The organism is Clostridium moutaii, from assembly GCF_041205085.1.
Lineage (GTDB): Bacteria > Bacillota > Clostridia > Clostridiales > Clostridiaceae > Clostridium_B > Clostridium_B moutaii.
On record NZ_JBGEWD010000014.1, the window covers coordinates 57,065 to 77,255 of the forward strand.

At 35.4% G+C, this 20,191-nt stretch carries 27 protein-coding genes; all 27 read left to right on the forward strand.

The features are described from left to right. The first annotated feature begins 1 nt into the window (after position 1). The 27 genes from AB8U03_RS13550 (at position 2) to AB8U03_RS13680 (ending at position 20,117) form a co-directional block, all read left to right on the forward strand. On the forward strand, positions 2–1,501 hold the full coding sequence (locus AB8U03_RS13550) for a capsid protein (RefSeq protein WP_369705088.1): 1,500 nt from the start codon (positions 2–4) through the stop codon (positions 1,499–1,501). 2 nt (positions 1,502–1,503) lie between these two features. Next, positions 1,504–2,727 carry a phage minor capsid protein gene (locus AB8U03_RS13555; RefSeq protein ID WP_369705089.1) on the forward strand — a complete coding sequence of 408 codons (1,224 nt, stop codon included), beginning with the start codon at positions 1,504–1,506 and terminating at the stop codon, positions 2,725–2,727. Positions 2,728–2,844: 117 nt separating this feature from the next. Then, positions 2,845–3,066, forward strand: a complete 222-nt coding sequence (locus AB8U03_RS13560; RefSeq protein ID WP_369705090.1) for a DUF2829 domain-containing protein — start codon at positions 2,845–2,847, stop codon at positions 3,064–3,066. Further along, positions 3,066–3,644, forward strand: a complete 579-nt coding sequence (locus AB8U03_RS13565; protein WP_369705091.1) for a phage scaffolding protein — start codon at positions 3,066–3,068, stop codon at positions 3,642–3,644. Before AB8U03_RS13560 ends, AB8U03_RS13565 begins: the two co-directional genes overlap by 1 nt. A gap of 17 nt (positions 3,645–3,661) precedes the next feature. Continuing rightward, positions 3,662–4,540, forward strand: coding sequence for a capsid protein (locus tag AB8U03_RS13570; RefSeq protein WP_369705092.1), 879 nt, complete (start codon positions 3,662–3,664; stop codon positions 4,538–4,540). A 13-nt stretch (positions 4,541–4,553) separates the two neighbouring features. Beyond that, positions 4,554–4,778, forward strand: a complete 225-nt coding sequence (locus AB8U03_RS13575; RefSeq protein ID WP_369705093.1) for a hypothetical protein — start codon at positions 4,554–4,556, stop codon at positions 4,776–4,778. Between the two features lie 2 nt (positions 4,779–4,780). Beyond that, on the forward strand, positions 4,781–5,140 hold the full coding sequence (locus tag AB8U03_RS13580; RefSeq protein WP_369705094.1) for a head-tail connector protein: 360 nt from the start codon (positions 4,781–4,783) through the stop codon (positions 5,138–5,140). Between the two features lie 9 nt (positions 5,141–5,149). Beyond that, entirely contained in the window at positions 5,150–5,476 is a 327-nt protein-coding gene (locus AB8U03_RS13585) for a hypothetical protein (protein WP_369705095.1), read from the forward strand. Continuing rightward, positions 5,476–5,859: a hypothetical protein gene (locus tag AB8U03_RS13590; protein ID WP_369705096.1), complete on the forward strand. Its 384-nt coding sequence runs from the start codon at positions 5,476–5,478 to the stop codon at positions 5,857–5,859. The genes AB8U03_RS13585 and AB8U03_RS13590 overlap by 1 nt, the downstream gene beginning before the upstream one ends. Next, positions 5,859–6,245 (forward strand): minor capsid protein, encoded by a 387-nt coding sequence (locus AB8U03_RS13595; protein ID WP_369705097.1) that lies wholly within the window; start codon positions 5,859–5,861, stop codon positions 6,243–6,245. The genes AB8U03_RS13590 and AB8U03_RS13595 overlap by 1 nt, the downstream gene beginning before the upstream one ends. Next, positions 6,235–6,393, forward strand: a complete 159-nt coding sequence (locus tag AB8U03_RS13600) for a hypothetical protein (protein ID WP_369705098.1) — start codon at positions 6,235–6,237, stop codon at positions 6,391–6,393. The genes AB8U03_RS13595 and AB8U03_RS13600 overlap by 11 nt, the downstream gene beginning before the upstream one ends. Positions 6,394–6,549: 156 nt before the next feature. Next, positions 6,550–7,245: a phage tail tube protein gene (locus tag AB8U03_RS13605; RefSeq protein WP_369705099.1), complete on the forward strand. Its 696-nt coding sequence runs from the start codon at positions 6,550–6,552 to the stop codon at positions 7,243–7,245. Between the two features lie 21 nt (positions 7,246–7,266). Further along, positions 7,267–7,605: a hypothetical protein gene (locus tag AB8U03_RS13610; RefSeq protein WP_369705100.1), complete on the forward strand. Its 339-nt coding sequence runs from the start codon at positions 7,267–7,269 to the stop codon at positions 7,603–7,605. 31 nt (positions 7,606–7,636) lie between these two features. After that, positions 7,637–7,936: a Gp15 family bacteriophage protein gene (locus tag AB8U03_RS13615; RefSeq protein ID WP_369705116.1), complete on the forward strand. Its 300-nt coding sequence runs from the start codon at positions 7,637–7,639 to the stop codon at positions 7,934–7,936. 46 nt (positions 7,937–7,982) lie between these two features. Next, entirely contained in the window at positions 7,983–8,543 is a 561-nt protein-coding gene (locus AB8U03_RS13620) for a hypothetical protein (RefSeq protein WP_369705101.1), read from the forward strand. 76 nt (positions 8,544–8,619) lie between these two features. Then, entirely contained in the window at positions 8,620–8,763 is a 144-nt protein-coding gene (locus tag AB8U03_RS13625) for a hypothetical protein (protein WP_369705102.1), read from the forward strand. A gap of 235 nt (positions 8,764–8,998) precedes the next feature. After that, positions 8,999–13,996: a transglycosylase SLT domain-containing protein gene (locus AB8U03_RS13630; RefSeq protein WP_369705103.1), complete on the forward strand. Its 4,998-nt coding sequence runs from the start codon at positions 8,999–9,001 to the stop codon at positions 13,994–13,996. Positions 13,997–14,011: 15 nt separating this feature from the next. Beyond that, positions 14,012–14,356, forward strand: a complete 345-nt coding sequence (locus tag AB8U03_RS13635) for a DUF6711 family protein (RefSeq protein ID WP_369705104.1) — start codon at positions 14,012–14,014, stop codon at positions 14,354–14,356. A 9-nt stretch (positions 14,357–14,365) separates the two neighbouring features. Then, a complete protein-coding gene (locus AB8U03_RS13640) occupies positions 14,366–16,429 on the forward strand; it encodes a hypothetical protein (RefSeq protein WP_369705105.1) in 2,064 nt (687 codons plus the stop codon). Next, positions 16,429–16,830, forward strand: coding sequence for a hypothetical protein (locus tag AB8U03_RS13645; protein WP_369705106.1), 402 nt, complete (start codon positions 16,429–16,431; stop codon positions 16,828–16,830). The genes AB8U03_RS13640 and AB8U03_RS13645 overlap by 1 nt, the downstream gene beginning before the upstream one ends. Continuing rightward, entirely contained in the window at positions 16,830–17,801 is a 972-nt protein-coding gene (locus AB8U03_RS13650; protein ID WP_369705107.1) for a hypothetical protein, read from the forward strand. The genes AB8U03_RS13645 and AB8U03_RS13650 overlap by 1 nt, the downstream gene beginning before the upstream one ends. Positions 17,802–17,820: 19 nt before the next feature. Continuing rightward, the gene (locus AB8U03_RS13655) at positions 17,821–18,024 is read left to right on the forward strand and encodes a hypothetical protein (RefSeq protein WP_369705108.1); all 204 of its coding nucleotides are present in this window, start codon (positions 17,821–17,823) and stop codon (positions 18,022–18,024) included. Beyond that, a complete protein-coding gene (locus AB8U03_RS13660; protein WP_369705109.1) occupies positions 18,024–18,149 on the forward strand; it encodes a hypothetical protein in 126 nt (41 codons plus the stop codon). Before AB8U03_RS13655 ends, AB8U03_RS13660 begins: the two co-directional genes overlap by 1 nt. A 322-nt stretch (positions 18,150–18,471) precedes the next feature. Further along, positions 18,472–18,726 carry a hemolysin XhlA family protein gene (locus AB8U03_RS13665; protein ID WP_369705110.1) on the forward strand — a complete coding sequence of 85 codons (255 nt, stop codon included), beginning with the start codon at positions 18,472–18,474 and terminating at the stop codon, positions 18,724–18,726. 15 nt (positions 18,727–18,741) lie between these two features. Continuing rightward, on the forward strand, positions 18,742–19,497 hold the full coding sequence (locus AB8U03_RS13670; RefSeq protein WP_369705111.1) for an N-acetylmuramoyl-L-alanine amidase: 756 nt from the start codon (positions 18,742–18,744) through the stop codon (positions 19,495–19,497). A gap of 26 nt (positions 19,498–19,523) precedes the next feature. Then, positions 19,524–19,694, forward strand: coding sequence for a hypothetical protein (locus AB8U03_RS13675; RefSeq protein WP_369705112.1), 171 nt, complete (start codon positions 19,524–19,526; stop codon positions 19,692–19,694). 24 nt (positions 19,695–19,718) lie between these two features. Beyond that, positions 19,719–20,117, forward strand: a complete 399-nt coding sequence (locus AB8U03_RS13680; RefSeq protein ID WP_369705113.1) for a hypothetical protein — start codon at positions 19,719–19,721, stop codon at positions 20,115–20,117. Positions 20,118–20,191 lie beyond the last annotated feature (74 nt).

Genomic DNA, 20,191 nt, shown 5'->3' on the forward strand with positions numbered 1-20,191 from the left:
GATGGGGTGGTTTAAGAATATGATAATGAAAATGTTAAATGTAATGCCTGCACCAGCGTCACCAATTACTATACAGGAACCTTTAAGTTTTGAAGCCACTGTATTAAGAAATAGAATTTGGTATAGAGGTGAACCTAGTGAATTAGATCAGTTCTTTAAGAATACAGTAATTGACTTAGTAAGTAGGTCTAGGTTTTGGGCCGCTGTACCTAGTGCAAAGTTAAACATAAGAAAAATGCATAGTGGTATGCCTTCTATAATCGTAGAAGCCTTGGCAGACATAGTTATAAGTGGCATAAACACTATAGAGGTTAATGATGAAGCACAAGACACTATTTGGCAAGAGATTTCGGAGGATAATAAATTTGATAAGCTTATTAAAAATACAATAATAGATACTCTTGTGGCTGGTGATGGCGCTTTTAAAATTACAATAGACACCGACCTTACGAAGTATCCCATACTAGAATTCTATAGCGGTGAGAAAGTAGATTACACTGTAAAACGTGGCAGAATACAAGAAGTTATATTTTATACTGATTATACCGTTAATGATAGAAATTATAGACTTGTAGAAACTTTTGGATATGGTTATATAAAGAATCAACTACTAGATGAAAGAGGTAAAGAAGTACCTTTAATTATGGTGCCAGAACTAGCAGGTATGCAAGATGCAACATTCGACAAAAGCTTTATGATGGCTGTACCTATTAAGTTCTATGATTCTCCTAAATGGGATAACAGGGGTAAAAGCATATTCGATAATAAAACGGATGCATTTGACGCATTGGATGAAATAATAAGCCAATGGATTGATGCCATAAGAGCAGGAAGAGTTCAAAAGTATATTCCTGAAGATTTATTACCTAAAGATCCTAACAACGGAAAGATAATGCAGCCTAATCCATTTGATAATCAATTTATTCAGTTAAATGCAACTTTCAGTGAGGATAAACCAGGGACTACAACCATGTTGCAGCCAACAATTAATTATGCTGCATTTGTTGAGAGTTATGCGTCTGCGGTAGATGTGTGCCTACAAGGGATAATATCTCCGAGTACATTAGGCATGGATCTTAAAAAGAGGGATAATCAAGTTGCACAAAGAGAGAAAGAAAAGACAACTCTTTATACTAGAAGTAAATTAGTTGAAGTTTTATCTGAGGTTATTCCACTGGTAATTAATACATCAATAAGGGCTTACAATGTTATGAGAAGTATGGCCATAGGTGGTGACCTAGATACAACTTTAGATTTTGGCGAGTATGCGGCACCTGACTTTGAAAATAGGGCTGATACAATAGGCAAAGCAAAGCTCAATGGCATAATGAGTGTTGAGCAATGCGTTGAGCAACTATATGGTGATACTTGGACAGAAGAGCAAAAAGCTGAGGAAGTTGCAAGGCTGAAAGAAGAACAGGGATTAACAACCGTAGACCCACCTGCAGTAAATGGCAGTGATCCTCCACCTGGTGATATAGTTCCACCTAAGGGTGAATAATCATGAGTGGAAACAATGATAGCTACAACTTAAGAGAAATATTTCAGCAAATGGAACTGGATCTTATTGCTTCACTGAAAAGAAACTTTTATAGGCATAAGAATGAGGAATTAAAAGAAGGTTTTCAGTGGGAACAGTGGCAGTTATCTAAACTTAGGAATATTGAGAAGTATCGTAAGCAGAATGAAAAGATTGTAGGCAAGTACAGCGATCCTATACAGAAAACTATAGATAATGTACTCAATGAAAGCTTTAAGGCTGGAGAAAATAGAGTAACTAAGCTTATAAATCAAATAAAGTCATGGTTAGGTAAGTATAAAAGGAAAGAAGCAGTCATTGAATTTCCTACAAATATTTCAAGTAATAAATCAGAAATACCAGGAATGGAAAAATTAAAAGATATTATATCAAGGGTAATAAATAAGCCTAAGAACAATTCACTTCCACAGGAAAATAATTTCTTTGGTATGAATGATAAAAAGCTTAAGGCCCTTACAGATTCAGTGCAGCATGATATTAATGTTGGCCAACATTCTGTTTTAAGAAAAATGGATGATGTATATAGGCAGACAATATTTAAGACACAAGTATATATGCAGAGTGGTGCTACTAGTTTAAACCAGGCTATTGATATGGCTACTAAGGACTTCTTAGACGCAGGTATTAACTCAATAGTATATAAAGATGGTAAGAGGGTAAATATTGCCGCATACGCTGAAATGGCTCTTAGAACAGCAAGCCAAAGAGCAACGTTCCTTGGTGAGGGTAAGAAGCGTGATGAATGGGGATTGCATTTAGTTGTTGTGTCAGCTCATGCAAATACCTGTAAGCTATGCTTACCTTGGCAGGGCAACATACTTATTGATGATGTATTCAGTAGTGGAAGTAAAGCTGATGGTGATTATCCATTACTTAGTGAAGCTATGAAAGCAGGACTATTACATCCTAACTGCCGTCATACTCTTATAACATATTTTCCGGGCATAACTCAGCTTCCAAAGGTACCTGAGGAAGATACTATAAATAAGAATTATGAATCAGAGCAGAAACAAAGATACATGGAAAGGCAAATAAGAAAATACAAAAGGATTGAAGCTGGAGAATTGGATAAAAGTAATGTGCAAAAGGCCAGTGGTAAGGTTAGTGAATGGCAGGCTAGGCTAAGGCAGCACTTGAAGGATAATCCACAGCTTAGAAGGGATAACTGGAGAGAACAGATTAAATAAATTGAAACAATTGAATATAGGGACATGTGGGGAAGATAAGTCTTAATAATAAGGCTTTTTTATTTTGTCCTGAATAAGACGATAAACTGTTTAATTTATATGAAAGGGTTGATGAGTATGGATTTTGGTGAAGCTTTAAGGAATTTAAAGAGTAACAAAAAAGTTGCACGTAAAGGTTGGAATGGTAAAGGTATGTGGATTGAATATTGTAAAGGTAAAGACCATAGTTTTTCAATCATTGAACCATTTTTATTAATAAAGAATGTTAAAAATTCATTCAATACTTGGGTGCCATCTATAAGTGACTTAATGGCAGAGGATTGGGAGGTAGTTGAATAATGAATAAGGAACAATTTATTGCACTTGGACTTACAGAGGAACAGGCTAAAAAGGCGGCAGATGCCTCTACAGAGGAATTGAAAGGCTATGTTGAGAAACAGAAGTTTGATACTGTATCTGAGGAGAATAAGAACCTCAAGACCACCGTAAAAGAAAATGCCACTCAACTTGAGAATCTGAAAAAGTCCGCAGGAGATAATGAAGAGCTTAAAACTCAAATAGCAACCTTACAGGCTGATAATGCAACTAAAGAACAGGAATATCAAACACAACTTAAGGACCTACAGTTAAGTAATGCCATTAAGTTATCTGTAGCAGGTAAGGTTCAGGATGAAGATATAGTTTCAGGGCTTATAGATAAGACCAAATTAATACTTGGTGATGATGGGAAAGTTACTGGTCTTGATGAACAACTTAAGGGATTGAAAGAATCAAAGGCTTTTTTATTCAAGGCAGAAGATACTACACAGCAGCAGAATACACCAGGTTTCAAACTTGGAGCAGATGGTAGCGGCAATGGTGGTGCAGCAAATATAAATACTCAATTAGATGCTATCTTTGGAAACACAACTAACTAAAAAGGAGAGATGTATAAATGACAATTAATTATGTAGATGCTTTTTTAACACAATTGCAGCAGAAATATACCAGAGAACTTACTTCTAGTGCCTTAACAAGTGACCAGGTAAGATTTATAGGTGCTAAGAATGTAAAAATACCTAGATTAACACTTAGTGGGTATAAGGATCATAACAGAGCGGCAGGATGGAACTCAGGGACTTATGGAAACGACTTTGAAATAAAGGTTCTTGCCCATGATAGAGATGTATCTTTCTATGTTGACGCTGAGGATGTTGACGAAACTAATCAGATACTTACAGTTGCAAACATCACTAATGTATTCTTAACTGAACAGGCAATACCTGAATTAGACAAGTACAGGTATAGTAAACTATATGCCGATTTTATTGCTTTTGGTGGGGTTGCAGACACTACAGTACTTTCGCTTGCCAATATTCTCACCACATTTGATCAGCTTATGCAGAACATGGATGAGGCTAACGTTCCTCTTAGTGGTAGAAAAATATATGTAACTCCGGCTGTTAATACATTATTAAAACAAGCTAATCAAATGCAAAGATTTATAAATGTGGATGGAAGCAGCTCTGGAGTAATTAACAGATCGGTACATTCTCTTGATGATGTTGAAATTATAATCGTACCTAGTGATAGGATGAAAACAATTTATGATTTTACAGATGGAGCAGTCCCAGGAGTTGGAGCTAAACAGATAAACATGATACTTGTACATCCATCTGCAATAATAGCGCCGATTAAACGTAGCGCGATATACTTATGGGCTCCAGGGACACACACTGAGGGTGATGGCTGGTTATATCAAAACAGATCCTATACAGATTTATTTTTAATTCAGAATAAAGTTCCTGGTATTCAAATTAATGCAGCAGCATAGGAGGCGGATATAAATGTTAGCAATAAAAGAAAATAAACAACTTAAGATCGACGAAAAAGACAAAGCCTATTATTTAACACTGGGATATGATATAGCAGATGTTGATGAAAAAGGCAACTTAAAAATCTTAGAAAATGCGCCAGGTAAAACGGTAACTTATGCCAAATATGAAGAGGCTTTAAGCCAAATAGCAGACCTTGAAAAACAAGTTACAACTCTTAAAAAGGCAGCTAAATAACTATGGGTTATGTAGATAGTAATTATTATAAAAATACGTTCAAAGGTACCATTGTTCCAGATAGTGAGCTAGATACTCAACTGGGGCTTGCCAGTGACAATATAGATTCTTTAACTTATAACTCTATAATTGCCGCAGGATTTGACAGCCTTACGTCATTCCAGCAGGATAAAGTTCAGAAAGCCGTATGCCTACAAGCTGAATTCTTATACCAGTATGGAGATTTTATTAACTTGCCAGTAAATAACTATAGCGCTGGAAGCATAAGCTTGAATTTAGGTAATAGCGGTAATGGAATAAAAACTCCTAATACAGTTATACATTATTTAAAACAAACAGGATTGACTTGTAGAATATTGTGAGGTGATTACATGAGGGGTAAATTACCGTTTCCAGAGTGGATATTAAATACTGACTTGAAAATATACCAGACAACGCTTGGCGAAGATGGTGGACCAGAAGAAACTATTCTTTTTCAGGGTAAGGCATTTTACGAAGAAAAAACAAGACAGGTACTTGATAAAGAGAGAAAACTTGTAACGCTTTCGGGTAAGGTAATAGTTCCAGGCGACCTCAACCCAGGTAAAATAATAGAGGGCTGTGTCCAGGTAGGAGAGGTTAAGAGGGATATATTTAAATCTTCAAGAATTCCTAATCCTGATGGCACAGTCTTTTCTACTGAATTGGATCTGGCGTGATGAAAGCTAAAGTAACAATTAAGCTTAATAATTCTACTATAAGTACCCTTGAGAGAGCACAAAAACAAGCTATTGAAATGACTATGGGGGCAGTATTAAGTGATATAAAAACAAGTGCTGTAACTCCTAAACAAACTGGAGAACTTGAAAGAAGTGGTTTTGTAGATACATCTCAACTTGAAAAATTTATTGTATCCATAGTTTTTGATACTCCGTATGCACGTAGGCTTTACTGGCATCCTGAATATAATTTCAGGCATGATAAAAATGTAAATGCCCAAGGCAAATGGATGCAGGCTTATATTGATGGTGACAAGAAGGATTTTATAAGAGATACTTACATGAAATTCTTTAAACAGTTGAGTAAGGGGCTGGTTAAATAATGCTGTTAAGTGAAATAAAAGACTGGCTTAAGACTAAAATAGATTGCCCTAATTGGTATGTAGGTAAGATTGATGGAAGCGTAGAGCAGTGCATTGGAATCTATTCTATAGCAGGGGGAAAGCCCAATATTGCAATAGGTGGACTTGAAAATACAAGCTATACCGTTAAATCAATATCAATCCTAGTACATTGGGGCAAATCAACTACTCCAGCAGAGCAGAAAGCACAGGAGATTTATAATGCAATCTTCGGTCAAAATGCGGTTATAGGTGGTAAAAAGGTCATTGAATTTGACATGAGAACCACTGAACCCGTTGGTGTAGGAACAGATGAAAATAACATTTATGAATTTGTAGTAGAAGTAAATATAATTTATGAAAGGTGATGATAAAGTGAAAATGACTGTTAAGAAAGGCAAATCAGAAAATAAACAATTAGGTAGTGCAGGATTTCATGATGAGTTATTTATTGATGGCAAATATATTAGTGGTGTTACTGGTTATAAAATAGAGAAATCAGCAACAAGTTTATGATTCCACGTAACTATTAGTATGAATGCAGATGTTGAGGTTATAGGCTGCGATTCTTTGTCGGATGCAGAAAAACAAGCAAAAATACAGGAAGCGTAAGAAGTACTAAAAAAGGCTTTTATTTAAGCTTTATTTTTTATGAAAGGTAGGTAATGAAATATGGCATTTACAGGAGTATTCCCAGTATACAATATTATATTTAAGATTGGTACTAAGGGATTAGCAAGTACAGATACCGACATGGTTCCTATAGCTGATATGGAATCATTCACTATGAAAATTGCAGGGAAAACGGATGATTGGGTTCCTATGACCACTAATGGCTGGGGCAGGTCACTCATGACAGAGAAGAGTTTTACAATAACACTGAAAGGAAAAAGGAATGTAGGAGATCCAGGAAATGACTATGTAAATAATGTAGCATGGATGGATGGTCTTAGCTGTTCTACTAGAGCTGAAATTGATTTTCCGGATGATAGTAAGTTAAATTTTAATTGCGTTATAGATGTGCAAAATGCGGGTGGAGATGCGAGTACAAAAACTGCACCTTTAGAATTTGATTTAAAGAGTGACGGGAAACCAACATATACACCGGCAAGTAACATTCCTGTTACTGGGGTTATGTTGGATAAAACTACCGATTCTATCGCAGTTGGCGCAAATGATACGTTGGTTGCCACAGTTGCACCTTCTAACGCTACAAATAAAAACGTAACGTGGAGCTCGTCTGATTCTGCTACTGCTACAGTAGATAGTACAGGAAAAGTTACAGGTGTTGCTGCAGGAACAGCTACCATTACAGTTACTACAGAAGATGGAAATAAGACAGCAACTTGTACGGTTACAGTTGCATAGAATAGAGAGGAGATAATATAAATGGCAAAAGTATATGATATAATGAACAGGCTTACAAATGAAAAGCCTACTGTAAAGATTGATCCAGAGCATGAATTTGTAATTAATAACAGCAAGAACAAAGCTATACTTATATCAGAGCTTTCCAAAGATACTAAATTAGGTGAAATTGAAAGAATGGATAAAGTTATAGAGGCTGCTCTTGGGAAAGATGCACTTGACTATATAAACAGCTTGGATTTTTCTGTTAAATCCACGGCAACTATAGTCAATACTATCATGGCCGGAATATCTGAGGAAGATTTGGAAACTATAGAAAAAGAGGCTGAAAAGAGAAAAAAGGAGTTTCGGAAAAGATAGTTGGTTTGATTTAATTGACGACTGGGGACTTATTGAAGCATCCTTTACAGCCCAATATGGTATCAGGCTCAGGAATGAACCTGATATGTCCTGGGCTGAATTCTGTACTCTTTTAGCTGGGATAATGCCCAAAACTCCACTTGGACAGGTGATTAGTATCCGCAGTGAAGAAAACAAGGATATTCTTAAAAACTTCACTCCGGACCAACACAGAATAAGAAATGAGTGGAGAAATAAAATGTTTGAAAAACAGTTTGAGGGCATGACAGATGATGAAAAAGAAATGCAAGTAAAAGAATTGGAGAATATATTTGCAAAAGCTTTCGGATAGTATATACTAAAAGTAATGGTAATATATGCTATGGGAGGTTATTTATATGGGCCTTAAGGATTTTATGAAGAAAATGGCTGAAAAACAAGAAGAGTCAAATAGAAAAATAGCTGAAAATAATGCTAAATATGAAGCAGAAAAGCAAGAAAGAATAGAAAAAAATAGGGAAAAAATGAGAATCTATAATGAAAAATGCGCTCAAAAAAAAGAAGAAAGAAACGCTAAATTTGAGCAAAAACAAGCTAAAAGAAAGCAAACCCAGTTAGATTTGAATAATAAAGTGAATGAATTGAAAGAAAAAGCTCCTAATGCTGGAGTTGTTACATTAAGCAATAGGCAGAAGGAAAAGCAATATCAAAAAGAAAGATTACAGCAACTTAAGAAGGACCATGTTCCATATTGCCCAAAGTGCCACAGTACGAACTTAACCTATGTTGCCAAAAGAAAAAGGTTGAGCTTAGGTAGAACTATTGTTGGTGGTGCTGTAGGTTCTTTAGCTGGACCTCTTGGAACAGCTACAGGAGCAGCTATGGGAGGATTAAGTTCAGATAAGATGAAAAAAGGCAAGGTTAAATGCCTTAACTGTGGGCATGAATGGAAATTATAAATTGAATAAATTAATTCATTAAGCACTTAGTTTATACTAGGTGTTTTTATTTTATTAAAAAATGGGAGGGAAAAGAATGAGTAAAAAAGAAGCTGCTCCGGAAGTATCAGTTCAGGAGCGGTCTAAAGAAATAAGTATACTATTAGATGGCAACAAAATAGCTAATGTATTAACTAACTATTTAGCCAGTCATGGTAATGGTGGAGAAGTTCTAAAGTAATAATAGAATTTATACCCGCAATACTATTTGAAAAATTAGATGTACTACTGTTGTCTGGTGGAAAGTTAATTTTAATATTGCAATCATTAACGGATTGAGCTATTTCATTAAGAACATTAGGGGTTATTGTTTTCAAAAAATCATTAAAATCTTTATTCATATTTTATCATCTCCTTATAGATGATAATTCTATAAAAATAATACAATACCTTTAAAAAATACAGGAGGTGAGATTATGGTAGGTAATGATTCAGTAGGTAAAATAAGTTTAGATTTAGAGCTTACAAGTGACCTGGGAAAACAAATAGAACAGGCAGCTGGTAAAATAGGAGAGCAAATTAAAGCTTCTCTTAGTAATATCGGCAACCTTGATTTTGGTGGCATAGCAAACAATATAGGGAAAAGCATAGAAAAATCCGTTGAAAGTAGTATGAGAAATGTTCAGAAAACTGTTGAAGCCTCTATAAATAAAGCTGTTTCAGCAGCCTTTTCAGGCATCAAAGGTATAAAAATACCTGTTGAGTTTGATTCCCCTAAAAGTTTCAGTATGCCAAAACAGAGTTTTACAGTTTCTACAGCTCAACCCAGAGCACCGCCAATGCCTAAAATGGATAATAGTACTCAAATAGAGTTCATAAAATCGCAAATTGAAAATTGGGCAGCACAGCTTGATCTGTTTAGTGGAAAAGCGGATCAAGCAAGAGCCAAGGTTAAAGAGTTAGAAGCGCAAATAGCGGAATTAAGTAAACCTACTGGCAATGAAATATTGGATAATTTTATTAACCCAAATACAATAAAAGATTTACAGATTGAACTCGACAAAGCTCAAACAGAGCTTAATAAATTTGCATCACAATCAGATAAAGTTGGATTTAAACTTGCTGATTTAGATACACAATTTGCTAGACTTAGTAGTATAGCTAAGGGCGCTACGGAAGGAATTAATACTGCAAGTGATGGCATAAATAAAGTTGCTAGTGAATCTACAAAAGCTAGTAGCAGCATGAAAAATTTAAGTAGTTCAGCTAGAAGCACGGGGGATAGTTTCCGTAATTCCTACAGTGGCATGGGTGGCTTCATGAGTTCAATGTTCCAGTGGGGAATAATATTTCCTATGGTTGCTGGTGGTATAACTACTGTTGGAACATTTCTCGGTAAAAGCTTAATTGTAAATGCTCAATTTGCCAATAGCTTAAATTTAATTAAGAGTAATCTCTATACTGCTTTTATGCCAATTTACAATGCTGTTCTGCCGGCATTGAATAGCTTAATGAGTGCTTTAGCTACTGCAACAGCTTATATTGCGTCTTTTGTAAGTCAATTATTTGGAACAACTTATAATGCTAGTTTTGGAGCTGCACAGGCTATGCAGAATCAAATTGGTGCCTATGACCAAACACAGAAAGCTGCAAAACAAGCAGCCACAAGCCTTGGAACTGTAGGAAGTTCAGCAGCAAATTCAAGCGACAAGATAAAAAAAGCTGCTAAGGAAGCAAAAGGCAGTGTGGCAGCTTTCGATGAAGTAAACCAATTACAATTAATGAAAGATCCTACAGAAAAAACTCCTAAGCCTGGTAAACCCGCGGGTGATGGAGTTGTAACCCCTATAATACCAATGCCAAATATGACACCAATTGAAACCGCTACAGCAGCATGGGCAGAGAAATTTAAAAGTATACTTGCTGGATTATGGGCACCGTTTAAACAAGCATGGTCAGCAGAGGGAGAAAATACAATTAACGCTGCTAAGTATGCTCTTAATGGTTTAGGGGCCTTAATAGAAGCTATAGGAAAAAGCTTTTATACAGTATGGACTAATGGAACAGGAGAGAAGATACTTGTTAACCTTCTTAGAATATTACAAGATATTTTAAGGATTATAGGTGATATAAGTATCACTTTTGCTTCTGCTTGGAACAGCGGGAACATTGGAACACAGGTTGTACAACATCTTGCTAATGCTCTAAATAATGTACTTTACCTTCTTGACCAGATGTTACAGTCGGTGCGGTTTGTATGGGCAGAGGAAGGACCAACTTTTGCTAATATGTTCATGCAGTCCCTTAATCTCATGAGTGCATCAATAGAAAACATAACTGAGAAGATGGGATGGATTTGGGACCATGGTGGTCAACATGCCTTTGAAGGATTATTAAAATTAGGACTTAAAGTGGGGGAATTAGCACTATTTATACTTAATAATTTTGTTATGCCATTTGTAAACTGGTTTGTAAATATGATTAGCCCGGCCATTGCAGTTGTACTTGACTGGGTTGGAAAACTGGCTGATAAGTTAAGTACATTTATAGATTATTTAAAAGGTGACGGCGCAAATTATACACGTGCATTTTTAATATTATTTTCAGGATTTGAAGCAACAAAATTTATTATAGGTATTGCAAATTCCACACTTTCTATTATTGCAAATACGACTGCTAAGATAGCAAATACATTGGCGACTTCGACTAATAATACTGCAAATCAGGCAGGATTAGTATCAAAAGCAAAGGAGATAGGCGCAAACATTCAGTTAATCGCTTTATACATCAAAGATGCTATCGTAAAAGCTGGTTCAACTGCGGCTACAATAGCACATACTGTTGCAAATGCAGCAGGGACTGTTGCTCAACTTGCTCACAATGCAGCTGTTGGCGCATGGAATGTTGTATGTGCAATAGCTACTGCTACAACAAAAGCATTAAGTGTAGCAATGGACTTTTTAACAGGGCCTATTGGATTAGTTGTTCTTGCAATAACTGCAGCCATAGCAATAGGAGTTTTATTATATCAAAACTGGGATACTATAAAGGCTAAAGCAGCTGAAATATGGGATGTGGTTAAGCAAACTGTTGAATGGGCTATGAACGCCATAGGGCAGAAAATCGCTGAAATATGGGATGCTGCGAAAGATAAATTTAATGAATTTAAGGATTATTTGGGAAATGTATTTGCCACGGATTGGTCAACAAGATTCGGGGCTTTCGGAAAGGTACTAAATGATTTTTTGGATACCATAAAAATTGTATGGAACACAATCAAGGGAGTATTTGGCGGAATCATTGATTTTGTAGCTGGCGTATTTACCGGTAACTGGTCTCGTGCTTGGAAAGGCATAACTGAGATATTTGGGAGCATCTTTGGTGGAATTGTAGACATAGCGAAAAAACCTATAAATGGAGTTATTGCTCTCATTGATGCCGCTATTAAAGCTATTAATAAGATTCATGTGGATATTCCTGACTGGATACCCGACATTGGAGGTAAAAGTTTCGGTGTTGATATTCCTACAATACCATATCTGGCTCAAGGTGGTATTATCGATAAGCCGACGCTCAGTATGGTTGGTGACGCCGGAAAGGAAGCTGTGGTACCACTTGAAAATAATACAGGTGGGCTGAAAATGATGGCTCAAATGCTGTCACAGGAAATAAAACCCTCTATCAACGCAAACAATACTACACCTACGGTATCAGGTGGTATTTCTGTAAACAGCGAAGAAGGTACTGAGTATGGAAAGAACTTAAATACTAATTTTGCTAAAGGAATAACAGACAGTTCAAATGTAGTAACAAGCGCAGTAAGTACTATCGTAACTGGCATAACCACTGCCATAAATAATCTGGTTAAGTCGTGTATTCAATATGGGCAAAATATTGATGTTAATTTAGGAGTAGGCATAACCAATAATATGGATTCAATAATGAATCCATTGACTAATCTTATAAATAAAATAACATCAAGTATTCAAGCCTTTATACAATCTTGTATAGGGCTTGGGCAGAATATCGACACTAGCATTGGAGGTGGAGTAACACAAAATTCTAGTTCAGTGCTTACGCCGTTGAATAACTTGATAAATTCTATAACAGTTAATATAAGAAACTTGATTCATTCGTGTATCGGTTATGGAGAGGACATAGACACTAACCTTGCCAACGGAATAGCAAATAACAAAGATACTGTTATAAATACGCTTAACACTTTTGTAATTATTATAATGGATAAAGATTTAACTTCCTTTGCTACGGATTCTATAAAATATGGACAGAATATGGACATATCCATGTCAAAGGGCATATCCGGAAATGCAGATACTATACTTTCAGCTGTAAATAATCTTACAAGTAAAATTGGAAGTACTCTAAAGACATTCACTGAAAGTTGTGTTAATTATGGAACTTCTATAGTTGATGAACTTGGAAGTGGAATTCAAGCCAGTGAAGATAACCTGGACAGTATAGTAAAAGATCTTACAGATAAGGTTGTAACTCAATTTAAAGAAGGTTTTGGGATACATTCACCTTCACGTGTTATGTATGCTATAGGTAACTACTTAATGCAGGGACTTATAAATGGTATGTCCTCTCAAAATGTCTCTGACTTTATAACTAAATGGATTGGAGATATAACTTCATCAGCTGGCGGTGCTGCAAGTGGAAATGTATCAAACTGGTTGACAGCAGCAATGATGATAACAGGAACACCTATGGGATACTTGCCTTTCCTTGAAAATATTGCCATGAATGAATCCACAGGAAATCCTCTGGCAATAAATTTATGGGATAGCAATGCAAAGGCAGGGCACCCAAGTAAAGGGCTTATGCAGATGATTGATAGTACATTTAGTGCACATGCTCTTCCTGGAATGGATGATATATACAATCCTATAGACAATGCTGTATCTGCTATTCGTTATATGATAAGCCAGTATGGAAGTATAGAAAATGTTCCAGGTATCCGTTCACAGATGAATGGCGGTGGATATGTGGGATATGCTACTGGTACAAACAGTGCAAAGAAAGGTTTAGGGTGGACAGGAGAATTAGGACCTGAAATGATAGATTTTAGTGGCGGTGAAGCTGTCCTTACTGCTATGGAAAGTATTAAACTTATGGATCGTGCTGTAAATGCAATAGGCAGAATAAAAAGTGCCGTTTCATCTTTCAAAACTAATATTGCTACTCTAAAGCAACCAGAGCTTACTATGATGCAAGGGAGAGAAACAAATAATAATCAGTCTACTTCAAATAATGAATTTACTGATAATCTTACAACAGCCATAGTAAATGCAATACTTACAGCTTTAAAATTAAATAGTAATAATTCAAATACTAATAATACTAGGGATTTAGTAATCCAAATAGATGGAGCGCCGTTTGCGAGAATTTTAAAGCCATATTTAGATAAAGAAAACCAGAGAGTAGGCAATAAATTAATTATAAGAACAACTTAGAGAGGTGATGGAAGAATGTTAAAAATTAATGGTGTAGAACTTCCTGACCCTTCTACCTATAATCCTTCAATACAAGATATTTCAAATGCCCAGCGAAATGCCCGGGGTGAAATGATACTTGAGAGAATAGCAACCAAAAGGAAATTAAGCCTTTCATGGGCTTTTCTTTCTGGAACAGATACCTTACAACTTTTAAGTTTAGTTTCAAGTACATTTTTTAGCGTAGAGTATATAGACCCCCAGGATGGAGGATTAAAAAGTGGAACGTTTTACTCAGGTGATAGGACTATGACAGGTATAATGTATAAAGATGGGATTATGTATTACAAGGATGTTAAATTCGATATCATTGAAAGGTAGGTGCATAAATTGATAGAAGTAAGCAAAGATTTTAAGAAAGCGGTTTATGCGCATTCCAGGTACACAAGCGTTAAAATACGTTTTGAGATATTGGATCTTACAGCATTTAATGATAATACCAAAACAGCAACAAGCCAGGCGATAATAAGCAGGTTGGACCAAGTGACAAATAAAATACGGTCTATGGATAATAAATATGCCATACTTGAAAAGGACTATCTTAAATTGGACGGTTCTTTTATTTTGCCTCCGGTTCCTGCTGAAATGCCGGATTCAGAGCTTGGCTGGTGGAGTGAGGCCTTATGTGATAGTGAAGGTGTATTTAATCCATACCAGGTGTTGGAATTTGATTTTAATCAGGAACATTCCAACATGGGTATAACTATATATTTTGATATGCTGAATAATGAGTGCGCCAGCGATTTTGATATTGATGTATTTGACAGTTCTGGAAATGTATTAAGTCATGCTTCCATAACAGGTAATGCTGATTCAAGATATATTTGTATGAGCCAATTATCTAGCTATAAGAAAATAGTCATAACTGTTAAAAAATGGTGTAAACCCTATAGGAGAGCAAAAATAGTAGAGGTGGACTTTGGAATAGTAAAAGAATACGAAGATAAGCAGCTTATAAGTATGAGTCTGTTACAGGAGCTTGATACTACCAGCAGTACATTACCCGCAGATGAATTGAAGTTTACCGTGGACAATACAAGTAAAGAATTCAATGTCTTGAATCCTCAAGGCTTTTACCAATTTCTACATCAGGGTCAGGAAGTATTTACTGAGATAGGTGTTGAACTTTTAAATGGTAACATTGAATTTATCCAGGTGGGGAAACATTACCTAAAAGAGTGGCAGAGTGACGAAGGTTCTATGTCTGCTACATTTACCGCAAGGGATTTAATAGATTCACTTTCAAGTGTTGAAATTGAAAACTCCATTGCAGGGGATATAACACTTTATGACCTGGCCATTGAAGTTCTTACAGCCAGTGGGATAACTGACTACGTTTTAAGTGATAATTTGAAGCTTATTCATACGAAAGGGCTTCATTCTAAAATGAGTTATAGAAATAAGTTGCAGCTCATTGCCATAGCCGGAATGTGTGTGGTTTATACAGATCCAAAAGGTACTTTGCATTTAAAGCAGCTCATAAGTGCCGTAAATGTAATTGATTCTGTGGATGTTACAAGTGAGGCGGCTATAAGTAATAAGGATCAGATTATAGATAACGTCTTGGAGCCGTCTTTTAAAGTTGAGACTCTTGAGAAAAACAGGCTTAAGCTTGATGGAAGTTTTGGTATTCCAATATCCGATATGTCGCAATATCAAGTTGGGTGGCTAAGTGAGGGACTAAGTGACAGTGAAGGTATATTTCAGAATCAGCAGGCCATAACACTTAACATATCAAAAGAGCATTCCAGTACCAGTATTGAAATACTATTTGATACCTTGAATGATGAATATTCTCCAGAATTTGAAATAAAAGCTTATGATATAGATAATAATCTGATAGTTGATGAATCTATAAGTGGTAATAATCAGAGTGACTATTTATACCAAAATAACTTAATCGCTAGTAGCAGAAAAATTGAGATTATAATTAAATCCTGGTGCAAGCCTTACAGCAGAGCCAAGGTATCTGAAATAAGTTTTGATGCTCCAGTGGATAATATAACCCTTTATAACACATACAGTGAGCCCCAAATAGCCATAAAGGCAAGTATTAAATCTGTTGAAGTTGATTACTATCCGGATACTTTGGACACGAAAGTAACCTATATTGAGACAGATAATAATATAAAAGATGGTGATACCCTGGTAATAGAAAACAGCCTTATAAATACTGAGGAAGATGCTAAAAATGTGGCACAGTGGATATTAAGGGAGAGCAATCAATCAGCTACTTTTACTATAGACTGGAGGCAAAATCCAAGATTAAATCTGGCAGATAAAGTAGCCATTGAAAATAGTTTTGGGAATGACCATATGGCTGTAATAACCAAACAGGAATATGACTATCAGGGATATCTAGGCGGTAAGACAGAGGCAAAGGGGGAGATATAGTGGCTTGGCAAACACCAAAACTAAATTGGACAGAAGATGATTTTTATAATCCGGAAGACCTAAATAGGGTTGAAAATAATACATTGGAAGTCGCAGACCTAATAAAACAAATTCTTGATAATGATGTAGGCCTTGAATCTATTGTAACAAATAGGGATTATAGTGCTATAGAATTTGCTGACAGCCTTAACAGGATTGAAAGAAATATACAGAAGGTATCTGTATTAAACTTAAATGGACTTGTAGCATCAAAAACTACTTGGAATGTAGGAGATGCGTTTAGCTTTAAGGATGCCATAAGGCTTGAAACAAACACTTCCATAATATATGCCCTGCTTATAAAAAATGTTGATAATGTCCCTTATTGTGGAAACCTTAATTGTGGAGAGGATGTGATTTAATGGCTTATGTTAAGACCATATGGAAAAATAGAATAGTTGAAAGGCCAAGAACTTATCAATTTCAACAAAATGCAGATGGAACGGTAACTACAACACCTCAAGAGGGTGCCATAACCGAAACGGGAACTCCTGTAAATGCTGTAAACATGAACCATATAGAAGATGGGATAGTTGCTGTGAACACTGAAAACAGTATTTATGTTGCAGGAGGATCAGCAAACGCAATAACTGTGACTACTCCAAACGGTGATTACACATATACCCAATTTAAAAGGCTATCTATAAAGGCCGCCGCAGATAATACAGGAAATGTAACTATAAACGTAGACAACCAGGGCGCAGTGCCGGTGCTGAAATATGATAGCAGCCAATTACCAGCTGGAGCCATTAAAACTGGGAAGGTTTATGATTTTTATTATGATACTACGAATAATTGTTTTTTCTTAATAGCTAAGGCATCAGGTGATGCCACTGCTGCAGATGTCTTAGCAGGTAAAAAGTGCAGCACAGATTTCGGGGATATTGTCGGGACTATGGATTTAAAAGCAGAAAATATAAAGGAAGGGATAACTTATGCAGGTATTATAGGAATATTAATACCAGCTATATTATTAGCCGGTGATGATATTATTTTATATCAAAATGCTAATCAAGTATCATCAATATCATCCATACCACAAGCAGTCGGAGCAAAAATTACAACTAATATAACTGGCACAGTAAGAATAACTTTTACAATATTTTCTGAACAATCAGTAGCGTCAGGATATGGACAAATATACAAAAATGGTAGCCCCATTGGTACGCTTAAAAACTCAGCCAATCTCCTAACCTATACTCAAGATTTTAGCTGTAATAAAGGCGATATTTTCCAATTATATTTATATTGTACTGCCGCAGGATGGCATGCTTATTCAAACTTATTTAAAGTTAGTATATTGAAAGATACTGGAATGATAAGTATATCATAAATATAAGGAGTGAATAGATATGAATTATAAATTTCAATATCAAAATGATACGGATAGAACGACTATTTTAAACAACAACAAAGATAAAATCTTAATTGAAGAACAGAATATAACAGAGGGGAATTTCCTGATTTTTTCTGATGTCAAGCCACTAGAAAATCAGTTAAATGATCTTAATAATACAGCAAATATGATTTTGCTTAAACAGGAGGGAATTATATAATGGTAAATCAGGATTTGTTAAACAGGCTGATAAGTCTTATAAAACAAAATATTATAACTGTAGATGATATTATAAATATAGACTATAAGACAGCAGTGCAAACAGCTTTAAATACACCAGCATAATAAAATACAAGACAAAATAGGAGCTAGAGATAGCTTTTTTATTTTTGCCTGAAATGGAAAAATACAATATAAAAGTGTAACAAATATTATATATAATGATTATTATTCTAATAAATAATAATTTAGGTGTAAAATCGAGGTGAACCAAAATGTTAATAATTTTGACTATAATCCTTGTACCTATAATATTTATTTATGTAGTAATATTTATTCTTTGTAGAATTGCTAGTAAAGAAGAACATTCAGAATAAACAATTACAAGTATAAAGAGTTTTGGAGAAATCCAGGACTCTTTTTTATATTTAAAGACAGGAGGCTAGATATGAGTGAATGTTATGATGCAAAGCTGTGTGAGGAAAAACACAGAAATATTGATAAGACACTAGATGAACATGAGGAATTATTAAAGCAGCATGGTGATGATATAAGTCTTATAAAGCAAGAAAATTCAAATTTTAGATCTGACATTAAAACTTTATTTAGTAAGATAGATAATTTAATATCTACTATAAAATGGGGGCTTGGCATATTTGTCACGGTCTCTATTTTTGTTATGGGAGTTTTATTAAAAAGATAAGGAGGAATGATTTTTATGAAAATTGCAGTAGATGAAGGACACAATAGAGGGCAGGATATAGGGGCTGTAGCAATCGGCAATGAAAACACAATGAACATTCAAACAGGTGAGAAAGTTATTACAAAATTACAGGCTTTAGGACATGAGATACTCAGGGTTATAGACAAAGTTCCACAGGGTGTAAGTGTGTCAACTTCTCTGGCAGATAGAGTTAACGCAGCTAATAGCTGGGGAGCTGATTTATATGTTTCCATCCATGCAAATGCTGGTGGTGGGTATGGCACCGAAGTGTGGATCGGTTCAGAAAGTGGAAGAGATGTAGCAACCAAAATAGTAAATCAAATTACGGCATTAGGATTTACAAATAGAGGCGTTAAGGTTCAGGGTGTAGATGGAAGCCACTTGTACGTATTAAGATACACAAATATGAAAGCAATTCTAGTAGAACAGTGCTTTGTAGATTCTCAAGATGATATGAATAACTGGAATCCAGAATCCATGGCCAATGCTATAGTTGCAGGAATAACCGGTCAAGCCATTACAGCACCAGCACCTAAACCTGTAGAGATACTAAAATATGATGAATCTATTCCAACAGGACCTAATATATTTCAGATACCAAATACCACGTTCTATATCGAGAAAAGAGCTGATGGAGATATGGGAATACACCTGGATAGGGGGAATTACCTTACTATTAGAAAAGGTGGCTCTCCGGTAGTTGCGTGGAATAATAACAAAGGCCAAGGCGGTTCTAAAATATTATTTTAGATAAAAATTTATGGAGGTAATATAAAATGGATTTTGAAACTTATTTAAAAGAAAACTTTAGTGAAGGGACAATTGATTATGCTATTAGAGCAAATGTAAAAGACAGGAAAGCTATATTTTATATTTATCCTTATGGGAAAGATGGCAAGACATTAGATTTTGAAGTTAAAGGAAATGAGTTAATACCAATAAAATAATTAAAATTTATGGAGGTAATATAAATGATAGATTTAGCAAAGGAAATAATTACAGATGTATGTTATATAGGAGTTACAACGATAGCTGGAATAGCTACTTATTATGGAAAGAAATTTATAGATTCTAAGCAAGGCTTAATAGACAAGCAACAGGAGGCATTAAAGCAACAGATAGGAGATGCGCAATACCAGAAAGATGTTGATATTGCAAAGAGGACTGTACTTGCCATAGAGCAGGAGGGCAAAGAATTCAATTGGGAAGGAGCCTTAAAACACAGCAAGGCCACGGAGATTATAAGCCGAAAAACAGGATTAAGTTCCGGCGATATCTACGATATTATAAAATCTGTAGTGAGTGAAATTAATTTGGATAAGAAAAGTCTTACGCAGAATACAGCAGCTCCAAATTCAGCACAGAAATAATTATACCCCGGGAAACCGGGGATTTGTTTTTTTATACGAATTCATTAAGCATCTATTTTAATTTAAGACATTAA